Annotated in this window: 16 protein-coding genes and 1 pseudogene; all 17 read left to right on the top strand. The window is 69.3% G+C overall.

Going from position 1 to position 25,129, the window contains the following annotated elements; translation table 11 throughout:
* The first annotated feature begins 9 nt into the window (after nt 1–9).
* On the top strand, nt 10–1,602 hold the full coding sequence (locus DPM12_RS00275; RefSeq protein ID WP_112256119.1) for an ABC transporter substrate-binding protein: 1,593 nt from the start codon (nt 10–12) through the stop codon (nt 1,600–1,602).
* Nucleotides 1,602–2,651 carry an ABC transporter permease gene (locus DPM12_RS00270; RefSeq protein ID WP_112256118.1) on the top strand — a complete coding sequence of 350 codons (1,050 nt, stop codon included), beginning with the start codon at nt 1,602–1,604 and terminating at the stop codon, nt 2,649–2,651. Before DPM12_RS00275 ends, DPM12_RS00270 begins: the two co-directional genes overlap by 1 nt.
* A gap of 1 nt (nt 2,652) precedes the next feature.
* Nucleotides 2,653–4,623, top strand: coding sequence for a dipeptide/oligopeptide/nickel ABC transporter permease/ATP-binding protein (locus tag DPM12_RS00265; RefSeq protein ID WP_112256116.1), 1,971 nt, complete (start codon nt 2,653–2,655; stop codon nt 4,621–4,623).
* A gap of 8 nt (nt 4,624–4,631) precedes the next feature.
* Nucleotides 4,632–5,354 (top strand): annotated as a pseudogene (locus tag DPM12_RS00260) (ABC transporter ATP-binding protein); the annotation flags it as partial.
* Nucleotides 5,355–5,404: 50 nt separating this feature from the next.
* Nucleotides 5,405–8,746 carry a serine hydrolase gene (locus DPM12_RS00255; RefSeq protein WP_112256114.1) on the top strand — a complete coding sequence of 1,114 codons (3,342 nt, stop codon included), beginning with the start codon at nt 5,405–5,407 and terminating at the stop codon, nt 8,744–8,746.
* An 8-nt stretch (nt 8,747–8,754) separates the two neighbouring features.
* Nucleotides 8,755–9,885: a M20 family metallopeptidase gene (locus DPM12_RS00250; protein ID WP_112256641.1), complete on the top strand. Its 1,131-nt coding sequence runs from the start codon at nt 8,755–8,757 to the stop codon at nt 9,883–9,885.
* Complete coding sequence (locus DPM12_RS00245) at nt 9,882–10,904, top strand: GNAT family N-acetyltransferase (RefSeq protein ID WP_112256112.1); 1,023 nt, start codon at nt 9,882–9,884, stop codon at nt 10,902–10,904. The genes DPM12_RS00250 and DPM12_RS00245 overlap by 4 nt, the downstream gene beginning before the upstream one ends.
* Nucleotides 10,904–12,007: an o-succinylbenzoate synthase gene (gene menC / locus DPM12_RS00240; protein WP_112256111.1), complete on the top strand. Its 1,104-nt coding sequence runs from the start codon at nt 10,904–10,906 to the stop codon at nt 12,005–12,007. The genes DPM12_RS00245 and menC overlap by 1 nt, the downstream gene beginning before the upstream one ends.
* 155 nt (nt 12,008–12,162) lie before the next feature.
* Nucleotides 12,163–13,779, top strand: coding sequence for a PucR family transcriptional regulator (locus tag DPM12_RS00235; RefSeq protein WP_112256109.1), 1,617 nt, complete (start codon nt 12,163–12,165; stop codon nt 13,777–13,779).
* Between the two features lie 85 nt (nt 13,780–13,864).
* Complete coding sequence (locus DPM12_RS00230) at nt 13,865–15,301, top strand: GuaB1 family IMP dehydrogenase-related protein (RefSeq protein ID WP_112256108.1); 1,437 nt, start codon at nt 13,865–13,867, stop codon at nt 15,299–15,301.
* 189 nt (nt 15,302–15,490) lie between these two features.
* Nucleotides 15,491–17,626: a heavy metal translocating P-type ATPase gene (locus tag DPM12_RS00225; protein WP_245951166.1), complete on the top strand. Its 2,136-nt coding sequence runs from the start codon at nt 15,491–15,493 to the stop codon at nt 17,624–17,626.
* Nucleotides 17,627–17,756: 130 nt separating this feature from the next.
* Nucleotides 17,757–18,725 carry a zinc-binding dehydrogenase gene (locus DPM12_RS00220; RefSeq protein ID WP_112256106.1) on the top strand — a complete coding sequence of 323 codons (969 nt, stop codon included), beginning with the start codon at nt 17,757–17,759 and terminating at the stop codon, nt 18,723–18,725.
* Between the two features lie 23 nt (nt 18,726–18,748).
* Nucleotides 18,749–19,681, top strand: a complete 933-nt coding sequence (locus tag DPM12_RS00215) for an NADP-dependent oxidoreductase (RefSeq protein WP_112256104.1) — start codon at nt 18,749–18,751, stop codon at nt 19,679–19,681.
* A 161-nt stretch (nt 19,682–19,842) separates the two neighbouring features.
* Entirely contained in the window at nt 19,843–22,470 is a 2,628-nt protein-coding gene (locus DPM12_RS00210; protein WP_112256639.1) for a valine--tRNA ligase, read from the top strand.
* Nucleotides 22,467–23,804 carry a bifunctional folylpolyglutamate synthase/dihydrofolate synthase gene (locus DPM12_RS00205; protein WP_112256102.1) on the top strand — a complete coding sequence of 446 codons (1,338 nt, stop codon included), beginning with the start codon at nt 22,467–22,469 and terminating at the stop codon, nt 23,802–23,804. Before DPM12_RS00210 ends, DPM12_RS00205 begins: the two co-directional genes overlap by 4 nt.
* Entirely contained in the window at nt 23,801–24,160 is a 360-nt protein-coding gene (locus tag DPM12_RS00200; protein WP_112256100.1) for a DUF4233 domain-containing protein, read from the top strand. The genes DPM12_RS00205 and DPM12_RS00200 overlap by 4 nt, the downstream gene beginning before the upstream one ends.
* A gap of 136 nt (nt 24,161–24,296) precedes the next feature.
* The gene (locus DPM12_RS00195; RefSeq protein WP_158542632.1) at nt 24,297–25,124 is read left to right on the top strand and encodes an SAF domain-containing protein; all 828 of its coding nucleotides are present in this window, start codon (nt 24,297–24,299) and stop codon (nt 25,122–25,124) included.
* Nucleotides 25,125–25,129 lie beyond the last annotated feature (5 nt).

Here is a 25,129-nt window from a genome sequence, read left to right as displayed (position 1 = left end):
AGGGACCGTATGTGGTCCAGGACGATGATCGCCGCAACGGGAGCCGCCGTCCTCCTCGCCGGGTGCGGGGCGGGAGACGGCGACGACACCTCGGCAGAACAGGAACGAACCCCGATCGAGGACGGCACCTTTCGTGGTGCCATCACGGGTGATCCGGGCAACCTCGACCCGCACATGACGGTGCTCAGTATCACCCGCTGGGTCACCACGTTCATGTACGATTCGCTGATCTTCATCGACGAGGACGGCGAGGCCGTCCCCTACCTCGCGGAGTCGTGGGACGTCGAACTCGACCGCGTGACCTACACCCTGAAGGATGGCATCACCTGCACTGACGGCACCGAACTCACCGCTTCGGACGTCGCCGAGAACGTCGAATTCGTGGCCGACCCGGCCAACGAGTCGCCGCAGCTCGGCGTCTGGGTGCAACCGGGGGTGACGGCCACGGCGGACGACGACGCGCGCACCGTCACCATCACGTCGCCCGGGCCCGATCCGTTCTTGCTGCAGGGCAGCGGCCTGATGCAGATCGTGTGCCCGGCGGGTATGGCGGATCGCTCCATCCTGGAGGAAGGCTCATCCGGAACCGGGATGTTCGAGCTGGTGGACTTCGTGGCCGGCGACCATTACACGTTCGAACGCCGCGACGAGTACGCGTGGGGACCGGAGGGTGCGTCGGCGGCGGACCCGGGTACTCCGCAGACGGTCACCTTGGACGTGGTGGCGAACGAGTCGACGGCGGCGAACATGTTTCTCGCCGGAGATCTCGACGTCGTGGATCTCACCGGCGCCGACATCGACCGGGTGGAGCAGAGCGGCGCCGCGAGGCTGGAACTGCCCGCGCTGTTCGGTGAGCTCTTCTTCAACCAGACCGACGGCAGGCCCGGCGCCGATCCGGCCGTGCGCCAGGCGCTGGCGCACGCGACGGACTTCGAAGCCGTGGGGATGGCGCTCACCGACGGGCGCGGCCAGCCGGCCGAGGGTCTGGGCGTGCTGGATCCCCAGGTGTGTTCGGCGGACACCGTCAGCGAAACCATCCCCGAACACGACGTGGAGGCCGCCGAGGCCCTGCTGGACGACGCCGGATGGGAGGAAGGCTCCGACGGCGTGCGCTCGAAGAACGGCGAGCCCCTCGCGCTCTCGCTGACCTATCTGAGTGAGATGGGCCCGGGTGTCTCCGCCGGCAGCGAGCTGCTTGCCCAGCAGTGGGAGGCCGTGGGAGCTCGCGTCGAACTGGAACCCATCACGCAGACCCAGATCAACGAGGTCGTGTTCGGTTCTGGCGACTGGGACGCCGCGTTGATCAGGTTGACCGTCGCGTTTCCCTCACAGTTGATCCCCTTCTTCTCCGGCCCGGTTCCACCCGAGGGCACCAACTTCGCCCATCTCGACAACGAGGAATACCAGGAGCTCACCGCCCAGGCGGCGCAGCTGCCCGTGGAGGAAGGGTGCCCGTTGTGGGAGGACGCCGACCGAGCGCTGGTCAGCAATGCCGACGTCATCCCGTTCGTGGACGAGGTGCGCTCGCTCTTCCTTGACGGTGTTGAGGTGCGCCTGCTCGCGAACAACTACGTGCCGCCGAGCATCCGGCTGTACGAGTGATGGCGGGGGCGAGCTTGTACGGCCAGGCGGACGTGCCCGATGCGCCGGACGTACCCGGTGCGCCGGCCGGCGGCGGCCTGCCGTACGGGCTGGACAGGCTGAGCAATCCGTGGACGCGGTTCCTGACGCGCAGGCTCGCCCGGCTGCTGGTCTCGGTGTTCGTGGTGGTCACCGCGACCTTCTTGATGATCCACCTGATTCCCGGTGATCCGGTCCGGGCCGCCCTCGGGCTGACAGCTCCGGCGGATCTGGTCGAGTCGCGCCGGGAATCGCTGGGCCTGAACGAACCACTGATCACGCAATACGTCTCGTATCTGGGTGGCCTGTTCACCGGAGATCTGGGCACGTCGATGATCTCCGGCACCCCCGTGTCCGAGATCATCGCGGACCGGTTGCCGCAGACGGCGTTGCTCGGCTCGCTTGCCTTCCTGACCGCGGTGGCGATCGCGGTTCCGCTGGGCCTTGCGATGGCCCTGCTCACCCGGGATGGGCGGCGCCGGGGCGTCGAGCTCGGGTTCACCTCCACCGCGGCGGTCATGTCGGCGATCCCGGAGTTCTTGCTCGGGGTGGCATTGGTGGCGGTCTTCGCGGTCAGCCTCGGGTGGTTCCCGGTGGCTGGCATGTCCGGTGCGTCCTCGTTCGTGCTGCCCGTGCTGGCGCTGGCGCTCGGTCCGGCCATGGCGCTCGCGCGGATCTTGCGGGTCGAGGCACTCCGGGTCCTCGGCGAGGACTATGTGCGTACGGCACGAGCCAAGCGCCTGCCACGCCGGCTCGTCTACCGGCGGCACGTCTTTCCGAACGCCCTCACCTCGATGCTGACCATCGGAGGTCTGGTCCTGGGAGCGATGCTGATCGGCACCGTCCTGGTCGAGAACGTCTTCGCCTGGCCCGGACTCGGCATGACGATCGTCGAGTCGATCCTGCAGAAGGACTATCCCCTGGTGCAGGGCGTGGTGCTGGTCTACGGAACGTCGGTGTTGTTCCTGAACCTGGCCGTGGACGTGGTCCTCGGCATCGCCGATCCGCGATCAACCATCCGGGAGTCATGAGATGAGGACTGCTCGATGGCGCGCCGCGTTGCGAACGCCGCTGGGTGCGACGGCAGCCGCGGGGTCGCTCGCCCTCCTGGTGCTGGCCGTGGCGGGCCCGGTCCTCTGGGGTAGCGCGGCGGAAGAGACCGACGTGGCATCGATGAACCAGCCGCCGTCCGGCGATCACCTTTTCGGTACCGACGATCTCGGCCGCGACGTGCTCGCCCGGGTTCTCGTGGCCACCCGGACGTCGCTGGGCCTGGCGCTCGGGGCGACGGCGATCGGCATCGCCCTAGGCCTGATTCTCGGCACCCTGCCGGTGGTGCTCGGCCAGCGCCTGGGCCGCATGGTGGTGGCGCTCGTGAACTTCCTGGTGGCGTTTCCAGCGCTGCTGCTGGCGCTCTTCTTCGCGGTCATCTTCGGTCTCGATGCGCGTGGGGCCATGCTGGCCATCGGGATGGCGATCGCGCCGTCGTTCGCCCGGCTGGTACAGACGTTGAGCGCGTCGGTAGCGGGGCGGGACTACGTTTCCGCGGCCCGCATCGCCGGTGTCGGCAGGTTCCGCCTGATCCGGCGGCACGTGCTGCCCAACATCGCCGAACCACTGGTGGTCAACGCCACCATGGGTGCCGGCGGTGCGCTGCTCGCCTTCGCCGGGCTGTCGTTCCTCGGTTTGGGAGTGCAGCCGCCGACGTACGACTGGGGCAGGTTGCTGGGCGAAGGTCTGGGCCGCATCTACGTCAATCCGGCTGCCGCGCTGGCACCGGGTGTCGCGGTGGTCGTGGCAGGCCTGGTCTTCGCGTTGCTCGGCGAGACGTGCGCGGCCGTGCTCGGTGTCCGTACCGGCCGTGGACCCGTGGCTGGCCGCGCCCGGCATGCTGAACAGCCCGAGTCCGGAAAGGAAGCGGCCGGTACCGGTGGCGACACGGTGTTGCACGTGGACAACCTCACCGTGGCGTTTCCGGCGGAGCGGGGAACCAGCCGCGCCGTCGACGGCGTCACCCTCGGCGTGCGCGCGGGCGAAGCCGTCGGCATCGTCGGGGAGTCCGGCTCGGGAAAGAGCCTGACGGCGCTGTCCGCGGCGGGCCTGGCTCCCGCATCGGCAACGGTGTCGGCGGACCGGCTCGACGTTGCCGGAGTGCCCGTGCTCGCCTCGAGCGAGGCGCAGCTCCGGGACCGGCTGGGCACGTCCGTCGCCATGGTGTTCCAGGATCCGACGTCCTCGCTCAATCCCTCCATGCGGGTGGGCCGGCAGCTAGGTGAGATCGCGCAGACCCATGACGGCACGTCCCGAGCCGAAGGGCTACGCCGGGCGGTCGAGCGGTTGACGTGGGTGCACATCCCGGATCCGCAGATGCGGGCAGGTCAATTCCCGCACGAGTTCTCCGGCGGGATGCGCCAGCGTGCCATGATCGGCATGGGCCTGATGGGCCGGCCCCAGCTGATGATCGCCGACGAGCCGACCACGGCGCTCGACGTCACCGTACAGCGCGAGATCCTCCGGCTGCTGCGCGACGTGCAGCACGACTCGGGTGCGGCGATCCTGTTGATCTCGCATGACATCGCCGTGGTGTCGCAGATATGCGACCGCGTGCTGGTCATGTACGCCGGCCGGATCGTCGAGGAACTGCCGGTCGACCGGCTGGACGGCGGCGCCGTTCACCCGTACACGCGAGCGTTGCTGGCGTCGGTGCCCGACATGAGCACGCCACAGGACGTTCCCCTGGCCACGATCGCCGGCCGGCCTCCCGAGCCTTCGGAGCGGTCACCAGGTTGTGCCTTCGCCCCACGGTGTGCGTTCGCCGACGATCTCTGCCGCAGCACCGACCCCGTGCTGGAGGTCGTCGGGCCGCAGCAGCGTGCAGCCTGCTGGCATCCGCAGCGTGCGGAAAGTGTATCGGGTGGGACGGCGGGGGAGATGCCCGGTGGGACGGCGGGCCAGTCACCGGAACAGACGCCGGCCCGGGTGACGACGGGAGACGACCAGTGACGGGACCGTTGGTATTCGAGGACGTCCACATCCGGTTCGGCAGCGGCTCGCGCGCCACGTGGGCGGTGCGCGGCGTCGACCTCGAAGTCCCGCCGGGTTCGGTGGTCGGTCTGGTGGGTGAATCCGGCTCGGGCAAGTCGAGCCTGGCCAAGGCCGCGGTTGGCCTGGTGCCGGTGGCCTCCGGACGGATCGAGCTCGGCGGGGTGGATCAGAGCGGCCGGACCCTCCGGCGCCGGAGGGTCCAGATGGTCTTCCAGGATCCGTACTCGTCGCTCGATCCCCGGATGACGATCGGCGAGTCGATCTCCGAGGCGCTGCCACGCGGGATTCGCCGGGCGGAGCGCCGCACCGAAGTCGCCCGGGTACTCGAACTCGTCGACATCGATCCGTGGCGAGCCACATCCCTGCCCGGCGATCTCTCCGGTGGGCAGCGGCAGCGGATCGCCCTGGCCCGCGCGCTCGCCGCGCGGCCCGACGTCGTGATCGCGGACGAGATCACCTCCGCCCTCGACGTCTCCGTGCAGGGGTCGGTCCTCAACCTGGTCCGCGACATCCAGCGGGAACTCGATCTGGCGGTCCTGTTGATCTCGCACAATCTCGCGGTGGTCCGCTACGTCAGCGATGTGATCGCGGTGATGCGTTCGGGCCGGATCGTGGAGTTCGGCGGCGGGGACGAGGTACTCGAGCGGCCGGAACATCCCTACACCCAGCTGTTGCTGGAATCCGTTCCACGGATCGGGTCGGCGCTCGGCCCGTCCGACCACGCCACGAGGAGAGAGTGATGACAGTTCCGCTCGACCGGCTCCGGACTCCGTCGCAGCCCGCGCTGTCGCCCGACGGCACCAGCGTTGTCTACGTCGTGCGCATGGCTGACCTGGATGCTGACGAGGACCGGACGTCGCTTTGGCGAGTGCCGGTGCACGGTGGCGCCGCCCGGCAGCTGACCGGCGGCCCCGCCGACTCGTGCCCGGCGTGGTCTCCGGATGGTGGCGCGATCGCCTTCGTGCGGGCCGGAGGCGCGGTCGCCCAGATCCATACGCTGCCGGCTGACGGGGGTGAGTCGGTCCAGGTGACGGCCCTGCCCGGCGGCGCTGGTGCGCCGGTGTGGTCGCCCGACGGCACGCGGATCGCGTTCGCGGCTCCCGTGGACACCTGGGAAGCCGATGGGGGCGGCGGTGATCGGGCCGGGCGGGATGGGAATGATCATGCCGCGCGGCGCGCACGTGCCCCGATCGTGATCGACCGGCTCGGGTACAAGGCGGACGGCACGGGGCTGCTCCGGGGACACCGCAAGCACCTGTTCGTGGTCGATCTGCGCTCGTCGACGGTGCGCCAGCTCACCTCCGGTGACTGGCACGCGTCGGATCCGGTGTGGTCACCGGACGGGGGCACGCTCGCCTTCGGCGCGCCGGCCGGGCCGGATGCTGACCTCACCGGCGCGTCCGCGGTCTACGTCGTCGACGCCGATATCGACGAACCGGTGCCGCGTCTGGTCGGAGATCCGGATGGCCTTGCCACCCCGGTGGCCTGGTCTCCCGGTGGCGAGGATCTGCTGGTGGTGGGCAGCCGCAAGGTCGGCGTCGGTCATACCCGGCTGTTGCGAGTGCCGGTGGCGGGTGGCGTCCCGGTTGACCTCACCGAGCAGCTCGACCGCAACGTCATGCCCGGCGGTCCTGGCTATCCGGGCGGGTTGCCACGATTCCACGACGGCCACACCGTGCTCTTCTGCGCGCGGAACCGCGGGTGTACGCAGGTGTATGCGGTGGGGCTGGACGGCGGTGAACCGGAACTCGTGGTGGGCGGACCCGGCCGCGTGGTGTCCGGGCTGTCGGTGGCGTCCGGGCGTGCTGCCGTCGTCGTGTCCTCGCCCCGCTCGTACGGGGCGGTGGCCGTCGTCGACCTCGAGACCGGCGTCGAGACAGTCCTCAACGACGACACGCCCACCGACGTGGAGCCGTTCGTGGCCGAGGAACGCTCGTTCGCGATCTCCGACGGCACCGTCGTGCACGGGTGGCTGATCCGCGACAGGCGGGCACCGGCTCCGGCGCCGCTCCTGCTCGACGTCCACGGTGGCCCCCATAACGCGTGGAGTCCCGTCCTCGACGCCGAGCATGTCTATCACCAGATGCTGGCCGCCCGTGGATGGACGGTCCTGTTGGTGAACCCGCGCGGCAGCGACGGGTACGGCGAACAGTTCTACACGGCAGCGGTGGGCAGCTGGGGCCTGGCGGACGAGAAGGACCTCCTCGAACCGGTGGACGAGCTGGTCCGCGAGGGGCTGGCCGATCCGGAGCGGCTCGCTGTCAGCGGATACAGCTATGGTGGCTACATGGCGTGCTGGCTCACCGGCCGCACCGACCGCTTCGCGGCAGCGGTGGCCGGTGGCGTGGTCACCGACCTCGCCAGCATGGCAGGCACGTCGGACGAGGGGCGTTTGCTCACCGAGCTGGAGACCCGCGCTTCGGCCCACGGCCATCCCGAGCGGCTGGCCGCGCAATCACCCTTGACGTACGTGGCGGGGGTGGCAACCCCGATGCTCATCCTGCATGGCCTGGCCGATCACCGTTGCCCCGCGGGCCAGGCCGAGCAATGGTTCGCGGCGCTGCGCGCCCGGGGCGTCCCGGCCGAGCTCGTGCTGTATCCCGAAGCGGGACACCTGTTCATCCTCGACGGGCGCCCCTCCCACCGGGCGGACTACTGCCGGCGCATCGTCGACTGGCTCACCCACCACACCGCGAAGGAGCCACGGGTGACCGTTGCCGAGCTGGACCGGGGCCACTGGGAACGCCGGCTGGCGGAGCTCGCGAAACGATGCCGGGTGCCGGGAGCTGCCCTCGGGATCGAGCGTGGCGACGAGACGCTGGAGATCGGCTACGGCGTGGCCAACGTCGACACCGGCGTCGATGTCACCGCGGACACGCTCTTCCAGATCGGCTCGGTGACCAAGGTGTGGACGGCAAGCGTCGTGATGAGTCTGGTCGACGAGGGGCTGCTCGACCTCGACGAGCCCCTCGCGACATACCTTCCCGAGCTCGTGCTGTCCGATCGCGAGGTCACCGAGCAGGTGACGATGCGCCACCTGCTCACCCACACCAGCGGGATCGACGGCGACGTGTTCATCGACACCGGCCGTGGTGACGACTGCCTCGAACGATATGTGGCTCGGCTCGCGGACGTCCCGCTCAACCACCCCCTGGGTGCGACGTGGTCGTATTGCAACTCCGGCTACTCGATCGCCGGCCGGGTGATCGAGACGTTGACCGGGCAGGTGTGGGATCACGCGATGAAGGAACGGCTTTTCGAGCCACTCGGTCTGAGCCGCACCGTCACGCTACCCGAGGAGGCGTTGCTGCACCGCACGGCCACGGGTCATGTCCACGAGGACGACGAACCGTTCCGGCGGGCACCGGTCTGGGGATTGGAACGCTCCGGCGGCCCGGCCGGCATGATCACCTCGACCGTCGGCGACGTCCTGGCGTTCGCACGCATGCATCTGGCCGGGGGAACGGCGGCCGACGGTCGCCGCGTGCTTTCGGAGCGGTCCGTCGCGGCGATGCGGGCTCACGAGGCAGCCTTGCCCGACACGTACACCATCGCGCAGTCCTGGGGCCTGGGATGGTTCCGGCTGGCGTGGAACGGTGCCGAGCTGATCGGGCACGACGGGAACACCATCGGCCAGTCGGCGTTCTTGCGGATCGTGCCGGAGCAGGGTCTCGCCGTCACGTTGCTGACCAACGGCGGATTCTCCCGTGACCTGTACGAGTCGCTGGTCCGGGAGGTGTTCCGCGAGCTCGCTGGCATCGAGATGGCCGCCCCGTTGCAGCCACCGGACGAGTCGGCCACCGCCGATGTCACGCCGTACGCGGGTACGTACGAGCGGGCGGGCGCGCGCATCGAGGTGTGGCAGGCCGACACCGGCCCGCGGCTCCGGCTGACGATTACCCTCGAGATCGCGGGCATCGACCATCCACCCCGGGAGTTCGACCTGATTCCGGTGCGGGACCGGATCTTCGCCGTACGCGCGCCCGGCGCCCGCACGTGGACGCCGGTGACCTTCTACACGCTCGACGACGGCACGCCGTACCTGCACATGGGTGTACGCGCCACCAGAAAGGTCGGCTGACCGTGACGATGATTGACGATGTACGCACCCTCGTGACATGCGAGTCCCCGTCGTCGGATCTCGCCGCGCTGGCCCGCAGCGCCGACGTCGTGGGCGAACTGGGTGCCCGGCTCACCGGCTCCGAGCCGGAGCGGCTGCTAGACGATGGGCGGCCTCACCTGCGATGGCGCTTCGGTGACGGTGACCGGGTGCTGCTGCTGGGTCACCACGACACGGTATGGCCCGTGGGGTCGCTGGAGGCACATCCGTGCCGGGTCGTCGACGGCGCGATGTACGGCCCGGGGTGCTTCGACATGAAAGCCGGCCTGGTGCAGATGTTCCACGCTCTTGCCATGCTCCCGGATCCCGACGGGATCAGTGTCCTCGTCACGGGGGACGAGGAGCTGGGCGCGCCGACGTCGCGGGAGCTCATCGAGGAGGAGGCACGACGTGCACGCGCCGTGCTCGTCTTCGAGGGAAGCGCGGATGGTGGCGCCCTGAAGACGGCCCGCAAGGGCATCGCTCACTACGAACTGCGCATCCACGGGCGAGCGGCGCACGCCGGTCTGGAACCCTGGGCCGGTGTGAACGCCGCGGTGGAGCTGGCTCACCACGTCCTGGCCCTTGCCGAGCTCGACGCCGGACCAGACGGGGCGACCGTCACGCCCACCGTTCTCAGCGCGGGCACCACGCAGAACACGGTTCCGGACGAGGCCTCCGTGCGTGTCGACGTGCGCGTACCGGACGCGGACGAGGCGCGCCGGGTCGACGACGCCATCCGGGCGGTGACGCCCCGCGTGCCCGGCGCGCGGGTGGACGTCGTCACCGGCCCCAGCCATCCGCCGATGGAACCCAGCTCGTCGGCGGAGCTCTACGGCCTGGCCGAGGAGGTGGCCGCGAGTCTGGGTATCGACCCGCTGGGAAGCGCACGTGTGGGCGGAGCGTCGGACGGAAACGTCGCGGCGGGGGTGGGCACGCCGACGCTGGACGGGCTCGGTGCCGTCGGTGGTGGTGCCCATGCCGCCGGAGAGCACGTTCTCGTCGACCACATGCCGGTGCGTGCGGAGCTGGCGGCGGGTGTGATCCGGCATCTGCAGGAGCGGCCGGTGAGCACCGATTCCGGCGTCGACGAGCCGAAGAATCGAGGTGAGCGAGCATGACGGGCGCAGGCAGCATCCCCACGGTCGAGTCCGGGCATCGCCAGAGAGACGAGATCGCGTCGGCAGCCGCGAGCGCGGCTCGCGACGCGGCCGAGCGAGCCGGGGTAAGCGTTCGTGCGCTGCACGATCTTGCGGATCTGCACGCCGTCCTGGATCTCCTCCACCACATCTGGCGGCCGGACGGGAGCAATCCGCTGGTCACCATCGAGCAGCTGCGCGCGATGACGCATGCGGGCAACTACGTCGCCGGCGCGTTCGACGTCACCGTTCCGGCTGGCGCCGACCCGGCTGGCGCCGACCCGGCTGGCGCCGCCTCGGCCGGCGCTGACCCGGCCGGAGAGGAAGCCGGGGACGCGAGCTCGGCCGGGACGTCTGGGCTGCTGGGAGCATGTGTGGGGTTCTTCGCGGCACCCCCGGGTACGGCGCTGCATTCGCATATCGCCGGCGTGAGCGCGCCCGCGCGTGGCAGGAACGTCGGGTTCGCGCTCAAGCTGCACCAGCGAGCGTGGGCGCTGGAGCGCGGGCTCAGCGAGATCACCTGGACGTTCGATCCGCTGGTCCGCCGCAACTCGTACTTCAACCTGGTCAAGCTCGGCGCGCGGCCGCGCGAGTACCTCGTCGACTTCTACGGCGAGATCGACGACATCATCAATGCCGGGCAAGGTACCGATCGGTTACTCCTCGGCTGGGACCTCGCCGCGCCCGGCGTTGCCGACGCGTGCCGGGGGCGGCATGTCGAGCACGATGTGCACGAGCTGCAGTCGAGCGGGGCAGCCGTCGCCCTGGCGGAGTCCGACGCGGGCGGGCCGGACGCGTTTCCCCGATCCCGGTGGCGCGCCGCGTCCACGGTGCTCGTCCAGGTACCTCACGACATCGAGGCGCTGCGGCGCGCGGATTCCCGGCTCGCCCGGCAATGGCGGCTGGCCGTTCGGGACGTTCTCGGCGAGCTGCTCGCGGACGGTGCCCGAGTGGTCGGGTTCGCCCGGCCGGGCTGGTACGTCGTCGAGAGGACATCGTGATGAAGCTGACCGGGTTCGAACTGCGACGCGTGTCGATGCCGCTGGTGGCGCCGTTCCGGACGTCGTTCGGTGTGGAGACGGAGCGGGACATCCTCGTGGCGCGGGCGGTGACGCCCGAGGCGGAGGGCTGGGGCGAGTGCGTGGCGATGCGCGAGCCGCTCTACTCCCCGGAGTACGTCGACGGCGCGGTGGATGTGATCCGCCGGTTTCTCGCTCCCCCGCTGCTGGACGCAGCCGACCTTCACCCGCAGGCGGTGGCCGGCCGGCTGGAGCCGGTGAAGGGACACCAGATGGCCAAGGCGGCGCTGGAAATGGCGGTCCTCGATGCCTGGCTGCGCGCCCGCGGCGAATCGTTCGGTACCCATCTCGGCGCGGTGCACGATCGGGTTCCCGCCGGGGTGTCCGTCGGCATCATGGACACCGTGGAACAGCTGCTCGACGTCGTCGAGGGTTACCTCGACGAGGGGTATCTGCGCATCAAGTTGAAGATCCGGCCCGGGTGGGACGTGGCGCCGGTACGCGCCGTGCGCGAGCGCTTCGGTGACGTGCTGTTGCAGGTCGACGCGAACGCCGCATACACCTTGGCCGACGCCCGAACGCTGGCGCGGCTCGACGGCTTCGACCTGCTCCTGATCGAGCAGCCGCTGGGCGAGGACGACCTGCGCCAGCACGCGGAACTGGCGAGCCTGCTGCGGACCCCGGTGTGCCTGGACGAGTCGATCATCTCTGCCAAGGCGGCCGCGGACGCCATCGCTCTCGGCGCCGCCAGAGTGATCAACATCAAGCCGGGCCGGGTCGGTGGCTACCTGGAGGCACGCCGTATCCACGACCTGTGCCGGGCGCACGGCGTCTCGGTGTGGTGCGGCGGGATGCTGGAAACCGGGCTCGGCCGGGCAGCCAACGTCGCCCTCGCGGCGCTTCCCGGGTTCGTGCTGCCAGGCGACACGTCGGCGTCCGGCCGCTACTACGACGAGGACATCACGCCGCCGTTCGTCCTGGAGAACGGGTACGTGCGGGTTCCCGACGGGCCGGGTCTCGGCGTGGAACCGATCCCCGACGTGTTGCGCGAGCGCACCACGGCCACGGAGTGGCTGGGTTCGTAGCTGGATCGTCCGATCGGGCGACGGCCGGCCACCGCCCTCGTAGGATCGTCCGCACCGGTGGAGGCAGCCGTGCCCGAGAGCCCCGTTCCCGCACAGGCAAGTAGTCAAACAGCCAAGCAGTCAAAGCAGTCAAAAGCAGTCGAGGAGTGCAGCCCATGGCTCAGCGCCCGCGCGCGACCCTGGGCCGCGTCATCGACGACCTCGGATCCACGCTGATCGAGGTGATTGCCGGGGACGTGGACGCCGGCACCGAGGTCGGCGGTGTCGCCATCCACGATCCGATCGACCCGCCCGTCATGCCCGAGGGCACCCTGCTGCTGGGGGTGGGACTCGCCGGTGCCGAGGAGATCGCGGGCGTGCTTCGCGAGGCCGGAGCCGCCGGTGCGGCCGGGCTGATCGTTCGGGTGCCGATCGAAATGTCGCGCCAGGTTCGCGAAGCCGTCGAAGAAACCGGAGTCGCCTTGTTCGGCCTGACGCGTGGCGCGTCGTGGGCGCAGGTCGCGGCGATGCTGAGATCGCTTCTGGCGGTCGACGATCTTGGTGTGGACGATGGCGAGACGCTAGCCGGTGCTGCCGCCGGCGACCTGTTTGCCATGGCCAACGCGGTGTCGGCGCTGCTGGACGCGCCGGTGACCATCGAAGATCTCAACTCCCGCGTGCTCGCGTTCTCCGCGAACCAGGACGTCGCGGATGCTCCCCGCAAGGAGACGGTGCTGGGGCGGCAGGTGCCCGAGCGCTTCACCCGCGAGCTCGAACGCCGCGGCGTCTTCCGCGAGATGTACGGTTCGGACCGGCCGGTGTACGTCGCGAACCTGCCCGGCGTCGACCTTCCCCGGGTCGCGGTTCGGGTCAGCGCAGGTGACGAGATCCTTGGTTCCATCTGGGCGGCAGTGAGCAAGCCGCTGCCGGCCGAGCGGGAACAGGCGCTGCTCGACTCCGCCACCTTGGTGGCACTGCACATGCTCCGGCAGCGCGCGGGCGCCGACGTCGAACGGCGGCTCCAGGCGGAGCTCGTCGCCACGCTGGTGGAAGGCGGGCCGACGGCTCCGGAAGCGGCCGAACGGCTCGGCGTCGCCACCGGGCCGAGCTGCGTGATGGCGCTGGCCTTGCGCGAGGGGAGCGACGCCTCGGCCGTGGAAGCCGAGCTGCAACGGGTCAGCGGCGCCTTCGCCCTGCACCTCGGGGCGACACATCATCGCTCCGCGGTGGCGCTGGTGGGCGGCGTGGTCTACGGCGTGGTGCCGCTCGCGCGTCGTGATCCGGAGGCCGATCGCCGTGCCGTCGCCATCGCCCGGGAATTCCTCGACCGGATCGGAGACCACAGCGGCGTGGTGATCGGCATCGGCCGGTCCGCCGCGGACGCGACGGAGCTGCCGCGGTCGCGTGCCGACGCGGACCGTGCCCTGCGGGTGCTGCGAAACGGGCCCGGACCGTCGCGGGTGGCGCGGGCGGAGGATGTGTGGGCGGCGTCCTTGCTTCTCGAACTGGGCGACCTCATGGCGGCCGACCGGCAGGAACTTGCTGGCGCGGTGGCCCGCCTCGCCGCGTACGACGCCCGGCACCGTGGCGAGATGGTCGAGACGCTGCGGGCGTGGCTGGATGCGTTCGGGGATGTCGCCGCTGCCGCGGCGCAGCTGCATGTACACCCGAACACGTTCCGGTACCGGCTGCGGAGGATCCGCCAGATCGCAGAGATCGATCTCGATGATCCGGAGGCCCGGTTCGCCGCCATGCTCGAACTCCGCCTGAACAGCAATACGCGGCTGCGCTGAGACGACACCGGCGAAGCGATGGCGGTGCGCCGGAGCGGGTCATGAGCTCGTAACCTGGAAGGTGCCGTCCGAATGGGGGTAATACATGCGTTTTCTACACGATCGCGTGCCGGACGAGGATCTCACCTACAGCGATGTCTACATGGTGCCTCGCCGCTCGGCCGTGGCATCCCGGCTCGACGTGGATCTGAGCACGTCGGACGGCAGTGGCACGACGATCCCGGTCATCGCGTCGAATATGACCGCCGTATCCGGGCGGCGGATGGCGGAGACCATCGCGCGATGCGGTGGTATTGCCGTGATTCCGCAGGACATCCCGGTCGATGTGGTCACCGACGTGATCGGCTGGATCAAGCGGCGGCACACCATGTACGACACGCCGCTGCGGATGGAGCCCACGGGCACCGTCGGCGAGGCGCTGGACCTGCTGCCCAAGCGGGCGCACGGTGCCGTCGTCGTGGTTGACGACGGCCGGGCCGTGGGTATCGCCACCGAGGCGGACTGCGATGGCGTCGACCGGTTCACCCAGGTGCGCAGCGTGATGTCGACGGATCTGTTCACGTTGCCCGACGGCATCGGTGCCGAGGATGCGTTCAACCGCCTGCACGGCGGCGGCCACCGGCTGGCGCCAGTGGTGGACCGCGACGGTCAGATCGTCGGCGTGCTGACCAGGCAGCGAGCCCTGCGCGCCAGCCTGTACGCGCCGACGCTCGATTCCGCCGGCCGGCTGCGGATCGGCGCGGCGATCGGGATCAGCGGCGACGTCGTCTCGAAGGCGGAGGCCCTGCTCGACGCGGGCGTGGACCTGCTGGTGCTCGACACGGCGCACGGTCATCAAGAGCGGATGCTGGACGCCCTGCGGGCGGTGCGCAAGCTCGACGTCTCCGTGCCGGTGGCAGCGGGCAACGTCACGACGGCCGACGGCGTGAGCGACCTCGTCGAAGCCGGCGCCGATATCGTGAAGGTCGGTGTGGGCCCCGGCGCCATGTGCACCACCCGGATGATGACCGGCGTCGGGAGACCGCAGTTCTCGTCGGTGCTCGAGTGTGCCGCGCGGGCACGGGAGCTGGGCTGCCACATCTGGGCCGACGGTGGTGTCCGGCACCCGCGTGATGTCGCGCTGGCGCTGGCAGCTGGCGCGTCGAACGTCATGATCGGGTCCTGGTTCGCGGGAACCTACGAGTCGCCGGGTGATGCGCGGCGCGACAGCGACGGCCGCCTGTACAAGGAGAGTTTCGGCATGGCCTCGGCTCGGGCGGTGCAAGCGCGCACTGCTGACGACACGCCGTTCGAACGGGCGCGGAAGGGCCTGTTCGGGGAGGGGATCTCGCGAGCGCGCATGTATCTCGATCCCGAACGCCCCAGCGTCGAGGACGTGCTCGACGAGATCGTCGCGGGCGTCCGGAGCGCGTGCACGTACGCCGGAGCGAGCACCCTCCAGGAGTTCCACGAGCACGCCGTGGTGGGCGTGCAGACGGCTGCCGGCTTCACTGAAGGTATGCCCGTCCCCACGAGCTGGTGACGTCCGCTCCTGACGTTCATCCCCGCCGAGGGTGACTCGTTGTCGCGTTGTGGCGGCCCGGGACGTGGCGCCGGACGCGGCTCGAGATGTGGCTCGGATCACGGTGCCGTCACGATGACGCGGAATTTCCCGCGCCTTCGTGGGGTTTGATGATACCCATAGGGGGTATCTTTTCCTCGGAGGTGCACGATGCCAGAGCGCGAATCGGCCCATGACGGCATGCATGCCGGACGCGAGGGCCAGATGGAGCACGAGCACATCGGTGACGGCGGCCGTCACGATCCCGCCGACCACGAAGATCACGGAAACCACGACGGCCACGAAGATCACGAGGGTCACGACGGCCACGAGGGTCATTCGCTGGCGATGTTCCGCGACCGTTTCTGGGTGTCGTTGGTGCTCTCCCTCCCGGTCGTGGTCACCAGTCACATGATCATGGAGTGGTTCGGCTACGAGCTGCGCTTCACGGGGATCGAATGGATCGCGCCGGTGCTCGGAACGGTGATCTTCCTCTACGGTGGCAAGCCGTTCCTCGCCGGTGCCGCGGCAGAGATCCGGAGCCGCCAGCCGGGAATGATGCTCCTGATCGGCATGGCCATCACGGTGGCGTTCGTCGCCAGCTGGGCGGCGAGTCTGGACTGGTTCGCCATCGAAGTCTGGTGGGAGCTGTCGCTGCTGATCGTGATCATGTTGCTGGGCCACTGGCTGGAAATGCGGGCGATCGGCCAGGCCCAGGGCGCGCTCGCGGCGCTGGCCGAGCTGCTGCCCGACGAGGCTGAGCGGGTGACGAGCACGGGCGATGTCGAGACGGTGCGGATAGCGGATCTGGCCGTCGGAGACGTCGTTCTCGTGCGTCCGGGCGCCCGGGTGCCGGCCGACGGTACCGTCGTCGACGGCTCGGCCGAGCTCGACGAGTCGATGATCACGGGCGAATCCAACCCGGTGCCCAGGGGCGAAGGAGACCGCGTTGTCGCCGCCAGCGTCGCGGCCGACGGCTCGATCCGCGTGCGGGTCGACGCGCTGGGCGAGGACACGACGCTGGCCGGAATCCGGCGCCTGGTGGCGGAGGCGCAAGAATCCAAATCGCGCACGCAAGTGCTGGCGGATCGGGCCGCGGCCTTGCTGTTCTATGTCGCCGTCGGAGCTGCGGCGCTCACGATGCTGGTCTGGGCGTTGCTGGGAGCGCCGGACACCGCGATCACGCAATCGGTCACCGTTTTGATCATCGCGTGCCCGCACGCACTCGGGCTGGCGATTCCGCTTGTGATGTCGATCTCCACGTCGAAGTCCGCGCGAAATGGAATCCTGGTGAAGGACCGGCTGGCGCTAGAACGGATGCGCAAGGTCGACGCCGTGCTCTTCGACAAGACGGGCACGCTGACCAAGGGGGAACACGCGGTCACGGGCGTGGCAGCGGAAGATGGGATCGAGGACGATGAACTCCTGGCGCTCGCGGCCGCGGTCGAGACAGACAGCGAGCATCCACTGGCGCGGGCGATCGTGGCCGCCGCTCGCGATCGCGGCCTGCGCTTGCCGCCGGCGCGTGATTTCCGCCCGATGACCGGGCGGGGCGTGCAGGCCTACGTCGACGACACGGCGGTGGCGGTCGGAGGGCCGGCCCTGCTGCGCGAGCTCGGCCCGGACGCGCCGGATGGGCTGAGCGGGCGGATCGAGCAGTGGCAGCAGCGTGGCGCGGCCGTGCTGTACGTGATCCGCGGCGGCGGTGTCGTCGGCGCGCTCGCCTTGGAAGACCAGGTGCGTCCCGAGTCGAGGGCGGCCGTCGAGGCCCTGCACCAGCTCGATGTGCGGGTCGCGATGATCACCGGTGATGCCCAGCAGGTGGCCGATGCCGTCGCCCGCGATCTCGGGATCGACGAGGTCTTCGCCGAGGTGTTGCCCGAGGAGAAGGACTCCGCCGTCACCCACCTGCAAGATCGCGGGTTCACCGTCGCGATGGTCGGCGATGGCGTGAATGACGCTCCGGCGCTGGCCCGTGCCGATGTCGGCATCGCGATCGGTGCCGGTACGGACGTCGCGATGGAATCCGCGGGAATCGTGCTGGCGTCCGACGATCCGCGCGGTGTCGTGTCCGTACGACGCCTGTCGGCGTCGAGTTACCGCAAGATGCTGCAGAACCTGTGGTGGGCCGCGGGCTACAACCTGGCGGCGTTGCCGCTGGCGGCGGGTGTTCTGGCGGGCGTCGGGTTCGTCCTCCCGATGGCGGTCGGTGCGGTGCTGATGAGCCTGTCGACCATCATCGTCGCCGCCAACGCTCAGCTCCTCCGCCGGGTCGACCTGAACCCGGCGGCCATAGCGACGGGGTGATGCCCGGCCCCGGCGCCGGTTTGGTCCGGGTGCCGGTTTGGCACAGTTGACCTCAACCAATGTTTAGGTGTCAGCCTGTGTCTGGTCAACGAAACGGTGCACAACGGTCAGACAAGGAGAACGACACACGATGCGAACGGTTCATGTCAGCCAATTCGGCGGACCCGAGGTACTGGTACCGGCGGAGGCGCCAGACCCGGTGGCCGGATCGGGCGAGGTGGTGATCGATGTCTCGGTTGCCGACATCCTGTTCCTCGACACGCAGCTCCGGAGTGGATGGGGCCAGGAATTTTTCGGCCAGGTACCGCCCTACGTCCCCGGAGGAGGCGTCGCCGGCGAGGTGGCGTCGGTGGGTGCCGGCGTGGATCCGGAGTGGGTGGGACGCCGGGTGGTCGCCTCAGTCGACGGCGGAGGGTACGCGGACAGCGTCGTCGCCGCTGCTGACCGGCTCGTCCCGGTGCCAGACGGCCTGAGCGACCGCGACGCCGCGGCCTTGCTGCAGATCGGTCCCGCCGCGCTCCGCCTGGTCGACGACTCCCGCGTCGGACCGGGCCAGTGGGTGCTGGTATCAGCGGTCGGTGGCGGGCTGGGAAGCCTGTTGCTCCAGCTCGCTCGTGCCGCGGGAGCCCGGGTCGTCGGCGCCGGGAGAGGCGAGTCCAAGCTGGCCCTGGCCCGACAGCTCGGTGCCGAAGCCGTCGTCGACTATTCGGAACCGGGCTGGGAGCACCAGCTGCGGCAGGTGACCGGCGGCCGGGGCGTGGACGTCGTCTTCGACGGCGTGGGAGGCACGATCGGCCAGGCCGCCTTCGGCGTGGTGGCGCCAGGCGGCCGGTTCTATGCATACGGCGTGCCCAGTGGCGGGTTCGCCGAGATCGACCCGGAGGAGGCGGAACGCCGCGACGTGACCGTGCGGGGAATTGAACTGGTGCAGTTCACCATCGACGAGACCCGCCGCCTGGTGGAGGCAGCACTGGCCGAGGCGCACGCGGGGCGGATCGCTCCGGTCATCGGGCAGACCTTTCCGCTGGATCAGGTCGCGGAGGCGCATGCCGCCATCGAATCCCGGACGGCTATCGGCAAGACGCTGTTGCTGGTGTGACGACGAGTTGAGGAGGATCTGAGATGCCGAAAGCCATCCGATATGCCCGGTACGGCGATCCGGAAGTGATGACCCTCGACGATGTCGAGATGCCCGTGCCAGCCGCCGGCGAGGTGCGGATCGCGATACGAGCCAGCGGTGTCAACGCCATCGATTGGAAGATTCGCCGGGGCTTGCTGGCCAACGGCGAGGCCATGGATGAACCGGCAGGTGTCGGCATGGAGGTCGCGGGGGTCGTCGATGCCGTGGGGCCCGGGGTGCATCACCTGAACAGGGGGCAGGCGGTATTCGGCCAGGTACCGTCCGGAGCGGCGGCCACTCACGTGCTCGCGGCAGCCGAGCGGCTGATCCCGAAACCGGAGTGGCTGTCGTTCGAACAGGCGGCCGCACTGCCCGTGGCCGTGGAGACCGCCGATCGCACGTTGCGGCAGCTCGATATCCGGAGCGGGCAGACGCTGCTGATCCACGCTGTCGCCGGTGGCGTCGGGCTGTCCGCCGCGCAGCTGGCCCGTGCGCGTGGCGCGGACGTCGTGGGAACGGCCTCAGAGCCGCACCACCCGTTCTTGCGTGAGCTGGGCGTCCGCCCGGCCACATATGGAGACGGCTGGGCCGAACGGGTCACCGCGCTCGCTCCGCACGGCGTCGATGCCGTGCTGGATGCCTCCGGACGCGGCGTGCTGCCCCAGTCGGTCGAGTTGACCGGCGATCCGGGCATGGTGATCACCATCGCCGACACGGCGGCCGAGGAGCAGGGCGTACGGTTCTCCACGAGCGCCGATGGCAAGCCGCTGCCCGATGTGTTCGCGAACGTCCTTCCGCTCGTCGAGCGCGGCGAGTTGTCCATGCCCATTGCCGCGACCTTTCCACTGGAGCGCGCGGCCGATGCGCATCGGCTCAGCGAACGCGGCCACCTTCTGGGCAAGATTGTGATCGTCGTGCCCCAGCCACACAGCTGATCCAGAATGATCATGTTTGGTACGTTTTCTCCGGCCGTAACACGTCTGTAGCCGTGGTATGGCCCGAGGAAACGTACCAAACATGATCATTCGGAAAGGGTGGTGGAGCGGGGGCGATCAGGTGTGCAGGCTCAGATGTGCTGGCGGTAGAATTTCGCGCCGTGACGGATCCCACCCACGCTACCGACGCGACCGAGACAACGCTGCCGACCGTGTTCGACCCATCGGCGGTAGAGGCGCCCGTATACGAGCGGTGGGTGGAGCGCGGATACTTCGAGGCGGACGACACGAGCGAGAGGCCGCCCTTCTGCATCGTCATCCCGCCTCCCAACGTCACCGGCAACCTGCACGTGGGCCATTCCTTCGAGCACACGCTGATCGATGCGCTGGTCCGGCGCCGGCGGATGCAGGGGTACGAGGCGCTCTGGATGCCCGGCATGGATCACGCGGGTATCGCCACGCAGAACGTCGTCGAGCGTGAGCTGGCCAAGGACGGCATCTCCCGCCATGACCTGGGCCGCGAGGGATTCATCGAGAAGGTCTGGGAATGGAAGGAGCAGTCGGGCGGGCTGATCCTCGATCAGATGCGCCGCCTCGGCGACGGCGTCGCCTGGAGCCGCGAGCGGTTCACCATGGACGACGGGCTCTCGCGCGCGGTGCAGACGATCTTCAAGAGGCTGTATGACGACGAGTTGATCTACCAGGCCGAGCGGATCATCAACTGGTGCGTGCGCTGCCAGACCGCTCTGTCGGACATCGAGGTCGAGCACACCGACGACGACGGTGAGCTGATCACCATCCGCTACGGGGACGAGGTGGTCGTCGCCACCACCCGTGCGGAGACGATGCTCGGGGACACGGCGGTGGCGGTCCATCCCGACGACGAGCGCTACCGCCATCTGATCGGCACCGAGGTAGAGTTGCCGCTGACCGGGCGGATGATTCCGATCATCGCCGACTCGCACGTCGATCCCGAGTTCGGTACCGGCATGGTCAAGGTTACGCCGGCGCACGATCCCAACGACTTCGAGATCGGCCGCCGGCACGACCTGCCCCACCTGGCCATTCTCGACGAGCAGGGCGTCGTGACCGCGCCCGGCCCGTTCGAAGGGCTCGACCGGTTCGAAGCCCGGCCCGCGATCGTCGCCGCCCTGCGCGAGCAAGGACGCGTCGTCGCGGAGAAACGGCCCTACACGCACGCGGTGGGTCATTGTTCCCGCTGCAGCACCGTGGTGGAGCCGCGCCTGTCGCTGCAGTGGTGGGTCAAGGTGGGCCCGCTCGCGAAGGCCGCCGGTGAGGCGGTGCGCGATGGCCGCGTCACGATTCATCCGGCGAGCATGGAGTCGCGCTGGTTCGACTGGGTCGACGACATGCACGACTGGTGCATCTCCCGGCAGCTGTGGTGGGGGCATCGCATCCCGGTCTGGTACGGCCCCGGCGGCGAGGTGATCTGCGTCGGGCCCGACGACGAGCCGCCGAGCGGGCCGGGTTGGCATCAGGACGAGGACGTGCTGGACACGTGGTTCTCGTCGGCGCTGTGGCCGTTCTCGACCCTGGGCTGGCCGGACGACACCCCGGCGATGCGCAAGTTTTACCCAAACCAGGTCCTAGTCACCGGCTACGACATCCTGTTCTTCTGGGTGGCCCGGATGATGATGTTCGGCCTGTACGCCAATGCCCACCGCGGCCCCGAGGAGTCGGTGCCGTTCTACACCATCGCGTTGCACGGCATGGTGCGCGACAAGCACGGCAAGAAGATGTCCAAGTCGTTCGGCAACGCCGTCGATCCGCTGGAGTGGATGGAGAATTACGGCTCGGACGCCCTGCGTTTCACCCTGGCCCGGGGTGCCAATCCCGGTGTCGATGTGCCGATCGGTGAGGACTGGGTCCAGGCGTCGCGCAACTTCTGCAACAAGCTGTGGAATGCGACGCGGTTCGCGGTGATGAGTGGCGCCAGGGTCGGCCAGCTACCACCCGCCGACGAGCTGTCGGTGCCGGATCGCTGGATCCTCTCCCGGTTGCACGCGACCCTGGCCGAGGTCGACACGTACTACGAGGATTTCCAGTTCGCGAAGCTGTGCGACGCGCTCTACCATTTCGCCTGGGACGAGTTCTGCGACTGGTACGTGGAGCTCGCCAAGACTCCCCTGGCTGCTGGCGGCGCGGACGCGGAGCGGACCCGGCTGGTGCTGGGCCACGTCCTCGATGCGCTCCTGCGTGCGCTGCATCCGGTCACGCCGTTCGTTACCGAGGTGTTGTGGACGACGCTGACCAATGAGGAATCCGTTGTCATCGCGCCGTGGCCGGTTGCGGACGGGCGATGGTCCGATCCCGGCGCTGAAGCGGGGATCACCGATGTGCGCCGGCTGGTGACCGAGCTGCGCCGGTTCCGCAGCGATCAGGGTCTCAAGCCCGGGCAGCGGGTGGCGGCCCGCACCACCGGCTTGGCCGGTGTCCTCGCCGCGCACGAGGTCGAGATCCGATCACTCACCAAGCTGGACGAGCCGGACGACGGGTTCACTCCCACGGCATCGATCACGGTCGGTGAGGTCACCGTCGAGATGGATCTGTCCGGCGCGGTCGACGTCGAGGCGGAGCGGCGCCGGTTGACGAAGGATCTCGCTACGGAGCGCAAGGCGCTGGAACAGGCCGAACGCAAGCTCGCCAACGAGCAGTTCCTGGCCAAGGCGCCTGACGCCGAGGTGGAGAAGGTCCGCGCTCGCCGGGCCAGCGCGGAGGCGGAGATCGGCCGGATCGAGACCCAGCTGGAACGGCTTGGCGCGCAGTGAGTACGCCCGATTTCGAGGTCGTGCAGGACCTGCTGCGTCAACGCTGGCCGGAGTCGAAGCTCGATCCCACGCTCGAACGCATCCGAGATCTCGTCGACGTGCTGGGCAGCCCGCAGCGGGTGTTTTCCACCATTCACCTGGCGGGCACCAACGGCAAGACGTCGACGGCGCGGATGATCGACGAGCTGTTGCGGGAGCTGAACCTGCGTACGGGCCGCTTCACCAGTCCGCACTTGCAGTCGGTGACCGAGCGGATCGTGATTGACGGCGAACCGGTGAGCGAGGAGCGTTTCGCGGAGATCTACGCCGAGGTCGAACCGTTTCTCGATCTCGTCGACGCCAAGCGCGACATTCCGTTGTCGTTCTTCGAGGTCCTCGTCGCGATGGCGTATGCGGCCTTCGCCGACACTCCGGTCGAGGTCGCGGTCGTCGAGACGGGTATGGGTGGCGCGTGGGATGCGACCAACGTGGTCGACGGCGTCGTCAGCGTGCTGACGCCGATCGGGATGGACCACGTGGATTACCTGGGTGACACTCCGGAGGAGATCGCCGGGGAAAAGGCGGGCATCATCAAGCCGGGATCGTTCGCGGTTCTGGGAGCGCAGTCGCAACCGGTGGCGGAGGTGTTGCTGGAGCGTGTCGCCGAGGTGGGCGCCACGGTCGCCCGGGCCGGCCTGGAGTTCGGCGTGCGCAGCCGCGAGGTGGCCGTCGGCGGTCAGATGTTGCAGCTGCAAGGGCTGACGGGGCAGTACGACGACGTGTTCATCCCCCTGCACGGCGCTTACCAGGCCGACAATGCGGCACTGGCGCTCGCGGCGGTCGAGGCACTCGTCGGCGGTGGCCGGGAGGGCCTCGATTCTGACGGGGTGCAGGCGGCGTTCAGCCGGGTGAGCTCGCCAGGGCGGATGGAGCCGCTCCGGCGCGGTCCGATCGTGCTGGCCGACGCCGCGCACAACGCCGCCGGTGCGCAAGCCCTGGCTGCTGCGTTGACCGAGGAATTCTCCGCGACGGCTATGGTCGCCGTGGTCGCCATCCTCGAAGGCAAGGATGTCGAGGGAATCCTTGCCGCACTCGAACCGGTGGTCCGGGAGGTCGTCGTCACCGTGAACTCGTCGCCCCGCTGCTTGCCGGCCGACCGCGTCGTACCGGTGGCGATCAACGTCTTCGGCGAGCAGCGGGTCCACCAGGTGACACCGCTGCCGGAGGCGATCGCTGCCGGTCTGACCCTGGCCGAACGTGCGGAGATGTTCGGCGGGCACGGCGTGATCGTCACGGGCTCGGTGGTGACGGCGGGCGACGCGCGGATGGTCACCGGAAGCGAGCAGGCGACGTGAACCGTATTGCGGCCACCATCCTGGGAGCCGAGGCGTTCGTCGTCGTGCTGGCGGTGCCGGTTGCCCTGAACGTGGCCGATGTCGCCACGGCACCCGGGTGGATCGGGGCGACGGTGATCGCGTTGCTCTGCCTGCTCGGCATCGGGATGGTGCGCCGGGGTGGGCGTGCGGGCTACGTACTCGGCTCGGTGGTCCAGGTCGGCATGCTCGCTCTCGGATTCATCCTGCCGATGATGTTCGTGCTCGGCGCCATCTTCGCCGCGCTGTGGCTGTTGCTGTTGCGCCTCGGCCCCGATGTCGAAGCGGCCAAACGCAACCGCGAGAATACCGGCGTACGGGAAGACAGGGATGACTGACAGTGTGGACCGAAGTCGCCCTCCTTGACTTCCCGGGCGATAGATCCCGGTTGCTCGTGCAATGTCCACGGGCTACCGCTATCCTCGCTTCTGGCGTGCGTCGAACGAACTCATCGGGACGGTAGAGACATATTCCATGGCAATATCGACGAGTCAGACCAGCGATTCGCAGACCGATCGTCAGCGAACGCGCGAAGAGCGTGGTGTCCGGAGTACGAAGGGTCTGAGCGGGGGCGGCGGTGACCGCATCCCCACGCCACCGCGCCAGCGCAGGCCCGCCTTGGCGGCCTTGGCCGTGCTGCTGATCGTGGGCGGCGCGACTGTCGCGGCGATCCTGGCGATGCGCGCCGACGAGCGCGTTCCGGTGCTGATGGTGCAGAGTCCGGTCGAGGCGGGAGAACAGATCACCGAGGAGCATCTGGGCACCACCCAGGTCGCCTCCGAGGGCACGCTGTTGATTCCCGCCAGCCAGATGGACCGCGTCGTCGGTCAGTACAGTACCGTCCGGATCAGCGAGGGCCAGCTGCTCGACACGTCGATGCTCGGTGGCTCTGGCATGCTGGTCGACGGGCACGCGGCGGTTGGCGCGTCGTTGGAGATCGGGCGTTACCCGGCCAGCGGCCTGCGGCCGGGAGACATCGTGGACCTGATCGCCGTCCGCTCGGATGGCGGTGGCGAAGTGATCTCGCAAGGGGCGCGCGTGAGTTCGGTGTCCGGCGGAGGTGACGGCGGTGCGGATTCCACGGTGAGCAGCGGTATCCAGGCGACGTTCATCGTTCCCGCCGCCGAGCGGGCCACGGTGGCCAGCTGGGCCGCAAACAATGGGCTGGCGGTCGCGGTGATCGAACGTGGTGCGGCGGTGGATGACGACGCACCGTCGATGCCCGATGCGGAGGACGGGCCGACGGATGACGATACGGGCGAGTCCAACGGGGACGCCGATGCCGATGACGAGGAGGGCTGACCGAG

It is taken from the genome of Phytoactinopolyspora halophila (assembly GCF_003287285.1).
Taxonomy (GTDB): domain Bacteria; phylum Actinomycetota; class Actinomycetes; order Jiangellales; family Jiangellaceae; genus Phytoactinopolyspora_A; species Phytoactinopolyspora_A halophila.
This window is presented reverse-complemented; position numbering and strand designations above follow the sequence as displayed.